1 other annotated feature (only partly in view) is annotated in these 869 nt (G+C 57.4%).

The features are described from left to right. Positions 1–236 precede the first annotated feature (236 nt). Positions 237–869, top strand: a sequence feature (mutual gap in cmsearch alignment for this rRNA model is longer than 100) (it continues 2920 nt past the right edge of the window).

The raw sequence follows: 869 nt of genomic DNA, 5'->3' as shown, positions 1-869 counted from the left end.
CTGGTTGCTCATGGGTGGAACGTTGACTATTCGGCACGGTCGGCTGGTTTTTGTTAGTACTGCTTCGGCGTGGAACACAGGAACGGGTTGGTCGGGTCGGGCACGCTGTTGGGTATCTGAAGGTATGGCCGTGATGGTCGCCTTCGGTTGCCGGCCCCAGTGAACTCGCCTGTAAGGGTGGGGTGGTGGGTGGCTGGTCGTTGTTTGAGAACTGCACAGTGGACGCGAGCATCTGTGGCCAAGTTTTTAAGGGCGCACGGTGGATGCCTTGGCACCAGGAACCGATGAAGGACGTGGGAGGCCACGATAGTCCCCGGGGAGCTGTCAACCAAGCTTTGATCCGGGGGTTTCCGAATGGGGAAACCCGGCAGTCGTCATGGGCTGTCACCCGCTGCTGAACACATAGGCAGTGTGGAGGGAACGAGGGGAAGTGAAACATCTCAGTACCCTCAGGAAGAGAAAACAACCGTGATTCCGGGAGTAGTGGCGAGCGAAACTGGATGAGGCCAAACCGTATGCGTGTGATACCCGGCAGGGGTTGCGCATGCGGGGTTGTGGGATCTCTTTTTCATAGTCTGCCGGCTGTGAGACGAGTCAGAAACCGTTGATGTAGGCGAAGGACATGCGAAAGGTCCGGCGTAGAGGGTAAGACCCCCGTAGCTGAAACATCAACGGCTCGTTTAAGAGACACCCAAGTAGCACGGGGCCCGAGAAATCCCGTGTGAATCTGGCGGGACCACCCGCTAAGCCTAAATATTCCCTGGTGACCGATAGCGGATAGTACCGTGAGGGAATGGTGAAAAGTACCGCGGGAGCGGAGTGAAATAGTACCTGAAACCGTGTGCCTACAAGCCGTGGGAGCGTCGCTG

Origin of the sequence: Streptomyces sp. NRRL WC-3549 (genome assembly GCF_000721935.1) — a bacterium.
GTDB lineage: Bacteria > Actinomycetota > Actinomycetes > Streptomycetales > Streptomycetaceae > Streptomyces.
The sequence above is the reverse complement of the archived record's forward strand: the minus strand, read 5'-3'. Positions and strand labels throughout refer to the sequence as shown.